Source organism: Hamadaea tsunoensis DSM 44101, assembly GCF_000428945.1.
In the GTDB taxonomy this organism is placed as follows: domain Bacteria; phylum Actinomycetota; class Actinomycetes; order Mycobacteriales; family Micromonosporaceae; genus Hamadaea; species Hamadaea tsunoensis.
This window is the reverse complement of record NZ_KE386821.1, coordinates 51,860-59,214: the sequence shown is the minus strand read 5'-3', so window position 1 is coordinate 59,214 and position 7,355 is coordinate 51,860. Positions and strand designations below refer to the sequence as shown.

7 protein-coding genes and 1 pseudogene are annotated in these 7,355 nt (G+C 71.8%); 5 read left to right on the top strand and 3 right to left on the bottom strand.

The genetic code is table 11. The features are described from left to right. Nucleotides 1–350: pseudogene (locus G401_RS51530) on the top strand (hypothetical protein); the annotation flags it as partial. Nucleotides 351–380: 30 nt separating this feature from the next. Further along, the gene (locus G401_RS58115) at nt 381–1,784 is read left to right on the top strand and encodes a DUF1906 domain-containing protein (protein ID WP_245602071.1); all 1,404 of its coding nucleotides are present in this window, start codon (nt 381–383) and stop codon (nt 1,782–1,784) included. A gap of 67 nt (nt 1,785–1,851) precedes the next feature. On the opposite strand, the gene G401_RS53905 is transcribed toward G401_RS58115, so the two are convergent. After that, nucleotides 1,852–3,573, bottom strand: a complete 1,722-nt coding sequence (locus G401_RS53905; RefSeq protein ID WP_084558104.1) for a protein kinase domain-containing protein — start codon at nt 3,571–3,573, stop codon at nt 1,852–1,854. Nucleotides 3,574–3,677: 104 nt separating this feature from the next. Here G401_RS53905 and G401_RS0139305 point away from each other — a divergent pair, with 104 nt between their 5' ends. Then, on the top strand, nt 3,678–4,016 hold the full coding sequence (locus G401_RS0139305) for a phosphotransferase (RefSeq protein WP_027346793.1): 339 nt from the start codon (nt 3,678–3,680) through the stop codon (nt 4,014–4,016). Between the two features lie 78 nt (nt 4,017–4,094). On the opposite strand, the gene G401_RS0139300 is transcribed toward G401_RS0139305, so the two are convergent. Further along, nucleotides 4,095–4,535: a DoxX family protein gene (locus G401_RS0139300; RefSeq protein ID WP_027346792.1), complete on the bottom strand. Its 441-nt coding sequence runs from the start codon at nt 4,533–4,535 to the stop codon at nt 4,095–4,097. Between the two features lie 160 nt (nt 4,536–4,695). On the opposite strand from G401_RS0139300, the gene G401_RS51515 reads away from it, so the two are divergent. Beyond that, a complete protein-coding gene (locus G401_RS51515; RefSeq protein ID WP_051367922.1) occupies nt 4,696–5,250 on the top strand; it encodes a TetR/AcrR family transcriptional regulator in 555 nt (184 codons plus the stop codon). A gap of 108 nt (nt 5,251–5,358) precedes the next feature. Beyond that, entirely contained in the window at nt 5,359–6,144 is a 786-nt protein-coding gene (locus G401_RS0139290) for a GNAT family N-acetyltransferase (RefSeq protein ID WP_027346791.1), read from the top strand. Here G401_RS0139290 and G401_RS51510 read toward each other — a convergent pair. After that, the gene (locus G401_RS51510) at nt 6,123–7,331 is read right to left on the bottom strand and encodes a cation:proton antiporter domain-containing protein (RefSeq protein WP_051367921.1); all 1,209 of its coding nucleotides are present in this window, start codon (nt 7,329–7,331) and stop codon (nt 6,123–6,125) included. The genes G401_RS0139290 and G401_RS51510 overlap by 22 nt on opposite strands. Between the last annotated feature and the right edge of the window lie 24 nt (nt 7,332–7,355).

The following is a 7,355-nucleotide window of genomic DNA, read 5'->3' as shown; positions in this document are numbered from 1 at the left end:
CCGGCCGACTGGTGATCGATTCCGGCTTCACCCTCAAGACCCTCACCACCACCGGACCCGACTGGATCCTCGGCACCGTCAGCGACGGACGCCTGCTGTCCTACCACGTCACCGGGGCCGGGGCGTGGACGAGCGCGGCTCTGCGTACGTCGACGTGGCAGGTGTTCGACAGCCTCATGTCCCCCGGCGGCGGCGTCTACTTCGGACACGAGTCCGACGGCTCCCTGTGGCGTTACGTCGACGGGAACCCCTTCGACCTCAACGGCTCCGACCTCGACGGGCTGGGTTCCGTCGACGACAGCGGCTGGACTCAGGCCATCCTGTCCGCGCAACCCCGCACCGTCAGCTGACCGGCGTACGCGACAAGACTGGAGCAGACCATGACGCACCTCTCACGCCGCGCGGTGCTGGGCGCCCTCGGCACGGCCGCGCTGGGCACGGCCACGGGACTCACGCTCGGCAGCCCGGCCGCCGCCGACACCGCCGCGCTGCGGCTGGGCATCGACTACTCTTCGGGCCGGCCGCGGCCCGGGCAGGTCGCCGCCGCGGGCTACTCGTTCGTGTGCCGCTACCTCAGCTACTCCGCGAGCAAGAACCTCACGAAGTCCGAGGCGGACGCCCTGCGGGCCGCCGGCCTGGACATCGTCGTCGTCTGGGAGACCACCGCGCAGCGGGCCCTCGACGGCTCCGCGGCCGGCGCGGCGGACGCCACCGAGGCCCACCGCCAGGCCGTCGCCTGCGGCATGCCCGCGACCCGGCCGATCTACTTCGCGGTCGACTTCGACGCCTCGACCTCGCAGCAGACCGCCATCAACGCGTACTTCGACGGGGTCGCCTCGGTGCTCGGCCGCGGTCGCACCGGGGTCTACGGCGGCTACGGCGTCACGAGCCGGCTGTTCAACGCCGGGAAGATCACCTGGGGCTGGCAGACGTACGCCTGGTCGGGCGGCAGCTGGGACGCCCGCGCCCAGCTGCGCCAGACGCTCAACGGCATCACGGTCGACGGGGCGAGCTGCGACCGCGACGAGGCCCACGCCGCGGACTTCGGCCAGTGGGGCGGCGGCCCGCAGGGCACGGCGTCGATCTACGGCGTCCTGTCCGACGGCCGGCTCACCTACACGGCCGTCGACGCCGCATCCGGTACGCGTACGCACGGGGCCGTGGTGTCCGGCGCCTCCATCGGCTTCGTGCCGAAGGCGATGGCCACGCTCAACTTCAACACGATCCTGGCCACGACCTCCGGCGGCAGCCTCTACCGGATCGACGTCATCACCAACAACACGTCGCTGACCTTCAACGCGCCCGTCTACCTCGGCGGCGGCTGGACCCACGACCTGCTCGCCTACGACGGCAACGGGCACCTGTTCGGCATCGCCGACGGCGTGCTCATCCGCTACACCGTCAACGCGACAAAGCCTGCGATCGCCAACATCACCGGCCGACTGGTGATCGATTCCGGCTTCACCCTCAAGACCCTCACCACCACCGGACCCGACTGGATCCTCGGCACCGTCAGCGACGGACGCCTGATGTCCTACCGGATCAGCGGCGCCGCCGATTGGACCAGCGCGGCCTTGAAGAGTTCCACGTGGCAGGTCTTCGACAGCCTCATGTCCCCCGGCGGCGGCGTCTACTTCGGACACGAGAGCGACGGGTCGCTGTGGCGCTACGTCGACGCCGGCCCGTACGACCTCAACGGGGCGGACCTCGCGGGAATGGGAGCGGTCGACGGGAGCGGGTGGTCGCAGGTGATCCTGTCCGCCCAGCCCGCGACGGTCAGCTGATCGTCTCGCCGTGCGGGCCTGGACACCGGTCCGGGCCCGCACCTCCGATCGGAACGCAACCGGATCCTCAGGACGACGGGGTCGTGACGCATACCCAGTCGGACTGCGCCGACGGGAAGTACGCCGACACCCCGGCGGCGTTGAAGGCCCGCACCTTGAAGCACATGTAGGTGCCCGGCGCGAGGCCACCCCAGCTGTAGGTCGTCGTCCCCGCGGGGACGTCGCGCGACGCCGATCCGTTGATGACGGTGAACCCGTCCTCGTCGGTCGAGTTGTCCGTCCACGCGAGGCGAATGGCGTAGCTGTCGGTCGCCACCGCGGTCATGGTGGCGAACAGGCCGCTCGGAGCCGCCGGTCCGGAGCCGTCCAGCGTCGTCGCGCACACCCAGTCCATCTGCCCGGCCGGTGTGTACGCCGACGCGCCGGCCGCGTTGTACGCGCGTACCTTGAAACAGGAGTAGCTCGCGGGCCGCAGGCCGGTCCAGTCGAACGTGGTCGCGCCGGCGCGCACGTTCTTCGACGTGGATCCGTTGATGACGGTGAAGCCGCTCTCGTCGGCCGAGCCATGCGCCCAGCGCAGCCGTATCGTGTTCGGGCCGGTCGCCGTCGCCGTCAGGTTCTTCGGCGCCGCGGGGACCTGAGCGCCCGGCTTCGCCGACGCGCCGGTTCCGGTGGAGGGCACCGCGATGCTGGGCACCGTCGCCGGAACCGAGCGGCTCACCTGCGGCCCGGGTTGCGACGCGCCGGCCTGGATCTCGGTCGCGCGTACGGCGCCGTCCGACGGGAGGATCGCGGCCGCCGGATCGTCCTTCGTGGACTGCGACTGCGGGGCGCCACGCTGGCTCAGCACGATCGCCCCCGCTGCCGCGACGGCGACGAGCAGCACCGCGGCCACGGGGATCCACAGCTTCCGCCGGCGCTTCGGCGGCACGGGTGCGGGTGGCGCGGCAACGCGTACCGTCGCCGGCTCCTCCGGCCCGAGTGCCTGCCGGGCGTCCAGGGCGAGCTCGGCCGCCGTCGCCCACCGCGCCGCGGGGTCCTTCGCCATCGCCCGCTGCACGATTCCGCGTACGCGAGGGGGAACGTCGGCGGGCAGCGGCGGCGGGTCATCCTGCAGGTGGCGCAGTGCGAGCGCGATCATGTTGTCGCCGGCGAACGGCAACCGCCCGGCCAGGCACCGGTACGCGACCACGCCCAGCGAGTAGATGTCGGACTGGGCGGTGGCCGGCAGGTTGTGCGCGCGCTCGGGCGCGAGATACTCGGCCGTGCCCATCAGCGAACCGGTCATGGTGTGGCCGGGCGTGCCGGCGGAGCGCGCGATGCCGAAGTCGGTGAGCACGGCGCTGCCGTCGGGCCGTAGCAGGAGATTGCCGGGCTTGACGTCGCGATGCGTGACGCCCCGCAGGTGCGCCGCGTGCAGCGCCTCGGCCGCCTCGGCGACCAGCCGCATCGTCGCCTCGGGACTCAGCCGGCCGAGCCTGGACAGCGCCCGCGCCAGCGACTCCCCCTCGATGAACTTCATGACGAGGTAGACGCCGACCACCGGGTCGTCGCCGAAGTCGTACACCTCGACCACGCCGGGATGGCTGACGGTGGCCATGATCCGGGCCTCGTCGCGGAAGCGCTGCACGAACTCCGGCTCGTCGGCCGAGCTGGACAGCAGGCACTTCACCGCCACCGTCCGGCCCAGTACGCGGTCGAAGGCGCGCCACACCTCGCCCATGCCGCCGCTGGCGATGCGCTGCTCCATCTCGTACCGGCCGGCCAGCATGATTCCCGCACGGATCAACGCGACTCCTCGAAGTCCAGAGGGGAGGGTGGTGCCTCGACCCGCAGTAGGTTACGTCGGCCGATGGTGATCTTCCGGCCGGGTCCCCCGTACAGGTTGGCGATGTGGAGCCCGAACCGCCGCTCGACGCGCCCGGCGTCCTCAGCCACGGCGACTTCCACATCGGACAGCTGGTCGCCGCGGGCCCGGACACCGTGGTCCTCGACTGGGCGACGCTGGGCATCAGCCCGATCGGAGCGGACCTCGCCCACCTCGCCCTGAGCACGTTGACGGATCCGGTCGCGGACTACCTCTCGGCACACCCCGAAAACGCGGCGGCCGTCCGGCTCGGCTACCGGACGACCGTGGCGCTGACGGGTACGAGCCGTCTCCATTGGATGCTGTCGCGAGGCGTACCGATCCCGGACGGGTACGCGGACTTCGTCCTCGAAGCAGCATCGTGAAGCTGTTCGCATGGGCCCGCCCAGCAGGCAGCCTCGCCGGCGGAACCGGCGAGGCTGTCGTGCTCTGGACGGCACGGGTCACACGGCCGCCGCGACCGCCGCGGCGATGAAGACGACCTGCAGCAGCGTACGCAACGGCAGGGGCGTGACCGGCTTCCCGCCGAGCGACAGCCCGCGGCGGGCCGCCGACACGTTCGCCGGGAACATCGCCAGCATGAGCAGCGCCAGGCAGATCGCGGCCGCCGGGGCGAGCGGCGCGATCAGCAGGCCGACCGCGCCGGCCAGTTCCAGGACGCCGGTGAGCAGCACCAGCAGTTCGGGACGCGGCAGGGCCGGCGGGATCATGGCGGCCATGTCGCGGCGCCAGCCGGGCAGGAAGTGCGGAATGCCGGTGGTGACGAACATGAGCGCGAGTCCGCCGCGCAGCGCGGGCTGCCAGGCGTCGAGCGCGTCCACCCCGGCGACGCCGAGCAGGCGCAGCAGTGCGAAGCCACCGATCAGGGCGATCAACGGAGCCATCTCCGGCCTCCAATCTTGTCACTGGTAAGATTGCTCGCGGCACCGAATCTTGTCAATGGTAAGATTCGGTGTCGGCGGTCACATGCGTACTGTCGGCTGTGGAATCGCCCGGCACGGCCCGACAGGAGAACCGGCGCTTCCCGGCAGGAAGAGAGGAACGATGTACCACCACGGCAACCTGCGCAGGGAGATCCTCGAAGCCGCGCTCGCCGCGACCGAGGAGTCCGGGCCGGCCAACTGGAGCCTGCGCGAGCTGTCCCGCCGCGCCGGGGTCTCCCACACCGCACCGGTGCACCATTTCGGCGACAAGACCGGACTGCTCACCGCCATCGCCGCGGAGGGGTTCGCACTCTTCGCCGACGAACTGGAGGCGGTCGTGGACGACTTCTTCGAGGTCGGGGTCGCCTACATCCGGTTCGCGGTGAGCCACCGGGCCTATTTCGAGGTCATGTTCCGGCCCGAGCTGTACCGGACCGAGGATCCCGAGGTGGTCGCCGCCCGCGAACGCGCCCGGCAGATCCTGCTGGCCGGCTCGCGCGGCCTGGCCCCCACACCGCAGCAGCAACGGGCGGTCACGCTGGCCGCATGGTCGACCGCGCACGGGTTCGCGAGCCTCTGGCTCAGCGGCGCCCTCACCGAGAGCGCGGACGGCGACGCCGAAACCGTTGGGCGGCAAGCATTGGAAGCCGCCCTCGGCCATCTGCGCCGCGGATAGGGCGGCCTGTCCGATCAAGCGGCGGTCCCCCGATGACGACAGAGGCGCGAACGATCATCAGGTTGTCGCGTACCGGCCGACCTGCCGGCAATGGGGTAGCCTCGGCCCATGGGCGAACTCGATCTTGCGACAGTAGCCGCGGCCAATGAAGCCTGGGTCTTGGAGCCGGAAGGGTCCGAGGTCGTCGAAACCGCGGAGTACCGCCTGGTCCGCTACCCGGACCAGTTCAGCGATCCGCTGAATCTGCAATGGGTGCGCACCTCCCGGCCCGCCCGGGACGTCCTCATCGACATCGTTGATCGGGCGGCCCGGTTCGGCCTGCCGGAGGTGCAGGTCTACGTGCGGCTGAGCGCTCCCGACGGGTTCGACGACGCGTTGCTCGATCGCGGTGCCGAACTCGTCGACACGGCCGATGTCCTCGCTCTGCGCGTACCCGCCGACGTCACGACGCCGGATGTTCCCGGCCTGGACCTGCGGTGGCGTACCGAGCTGGACGTGGCCCGCGATGCCAGCACCGTCGCGCGCACGGTCTTCGGCGGCGGCGGCACTCCCGATGAGAAGGTTCTCGCCCGGCGGGCCGCCGCCGACCGGGAGACGGTCGCCGCCGGAACCGGTGGTCTCGTCGTCGCGTACCTGGAGGGGACGCCCGTCGCGGTCGCGGGCATCAAGATTGTCGATGGCGTGGCCCGGCTGTGGGGCGGCGCGGTGCTGGAGGAGTACCGCGGCCGGGGTGTCTACCGGGCGATGGTCGCCGCCCGGCTCGCCTACGCCGCCGGGCATGGCGCCACGATGGCGCTCACCCAGGGCCGCGTCGCGACCAGCTCGCCGATCCTGCGCCGCCTCGGCTTCCTCTCCTTCGGCCAGGAGCGCACCTACAGCCTGCCCTTGGTGTGAGGCGCGCCGAGCCGGTCGGCCATCGGCTTCGCCGACAGGCCGTGCAGCACCACGCTCAGGACCACCGTCGCCGCGAGCAGCGCCGCCACCAGCCGCGCCGCGTCGCCGGTGAGCTGTTCGAGCGCGATCAGGCCGAGGATCACGCTCGGCAGGCCACTGGGTCCCATCCAGCCCAGCAGGACCCGTTCACGCCCGGGCAGCTGCGACCCGATCAGGCTCAGCGACACCGGGAGGAAGCGCACCAGGGTCAGGCTCAGCACCGCGTACGCGAGCACGGCCCAGCTCAGATCCCTCAGCGCATGGGGCAGTGTGGAGCCGAAGGCGAACCAGACCCCGGCTGACAGCAGCAGGACCACGTCATGGCACAGCTGCGTCTGGTCCTCGGGCAGGTCCGGGTCGGCGGCGCGTACGCTCAGGCCCGCCACGAACGCCGCGACCAGTCCGTTGCCGTGCAGCAGGTACGCCGTGCCGAAGGCGAGTGCGGCCACGCTCAGATAGGCCAGGCGCTCCGATCGCGGCGTGCTCCAGCCGTGCGTACGCGTGATGCTCAGCAGCTTGCCGGTGGCGAAGCCGACGGCCGCCCCGGCGGGGACGGCGATGAGCAGGCCGGTCAGCGTACGGCCGAGGAGGCTGCCGGAGGTCTCGTCGTAGCCGCCGGCCAGGGCGGCGGCGAGGAACAGCAGGACCGGCGGCGTGGCGAGACCGTCGGTGAAGCCGCTCTCGACGTTGAGGGCGGTACGCAGCCGCGCGGGTACGCGGTCGTCCCCGACGAGCGCGCCGGCCAGGCTGGAGTCGCACGCGGCGAGCGCGGCCGCGATCATCGCCAGCAGCCAGCCGTTGGCCGCCGGGAAGAGCAGCCGCCCGGCGACGTACCCGGCCGCCACGGTGAGCGGGAACGCCACCAGCAGCAGCCGGGCCGGCAGGTGCCCGGATCTGCGCAGGTCGCGCAGGGGGACCTCGGTCGCGTCGGTGAACAGCACGACCGCGAGGGTCGCCTCCAGCAGGTGCCGGACGGTGGCCGCGTGCTCGCCGACGACGGCGTTGTCGCGGTCGTTGCCGGCGATCAGCGCGCCGGCGACCATGAGCACGAGCGGTACGCCGAGGCTCAGGCGCGCCGCCCGGGCCGAGACGAGCGCCCACAGGATGAGCAGCGCGGCCAGCGCGATCATGGTGTAGACGCTCGCCATGGGAGCCCTTCGTCGCAGGACGGC